The sequence below is a fragment of the Alcanivorax sp. HI0044 genome, assembly GCF_001634945.1.
In genome coordinates this window covers 1-628 of record NZ_LWEZ01001723.1, presented here as the reverse complement: position 1 = coordinate 628, position 628 = coordinate 1, and the positions used below count along the sequence as shown (strand labels likewise).

Genomic DNA, 628 nt, shown 5'->3' with positions numbered 1-628 from the left:
TGGAAACCGTAAGCCGTATTTTTACCCGTTTCCAGCAACAGCAATGGCTTCGCGTTACCGGCCGCGATATTGAAATTCTTGATCGTGCCCGCCTGTGCGGCCAGAACCACGATCCCGCTTTGGAGCTCACAGAGTGACAAAACCTGTCGTCGCGATTCTTGACCGTAATCTGAAGGCCGCCCAGCCCGCCCTGAACAAAGCGCAGCGCATCGCGGCTGCGGCCGGGGCGCCGCTCCAAGTCATCGTCAATGCGTATTCTTCCGCTATGGTGCGTGCCGTTGGCCTGGATGCCGAACGCCAGCAGGCGGCCCAGCAACAGATCAGTAAAGCCTGGCACAAACGCGTCGCCGCACTGCTGGGTGAAGATGCAGGCGAGATCCGTGTTCTTTGGGAAAAAGACAGCATGGATGGGTTGCGCAAGGCCATACTGGCGCTGACTCCGTCACTGGTGGTGGTACATACCAGCGACGACAGTGCCCTTCGCCGCCACCTCTTTACCCCAAGGGACTGGCAATTAATTCGCAAGGCGCCCTGCCCGGTGCTTTGCGTGCATAGCAGGGAGTGGAATGCCTCCCCTCGCATTCTTGCCGCGCTGGATCCGGGCACCGGGGAAGCCTCCGATGACCGG

General features: G+C 60.2%; 2 protein-coding genes. Both read left to right on the top strand.

The features are described from left to right. A partial coding sequence (locus A3730_RS25885) for a helix-turn-helix domain-containing protein (protein WP_156501372.1) occupies positions 1-137 on the top strand: 137 nt, incomplete at its 5' end. After that, the coding region (locus A3730_RS25880) for a universal stress protein (protein ID WP_197477645.1) at positions 134-628 on the top strand (495 nt) is incomplete at its 3' end. The genes A3730_RS25885 and A3730_RS25880, both read left to right, overlap by 4 nt.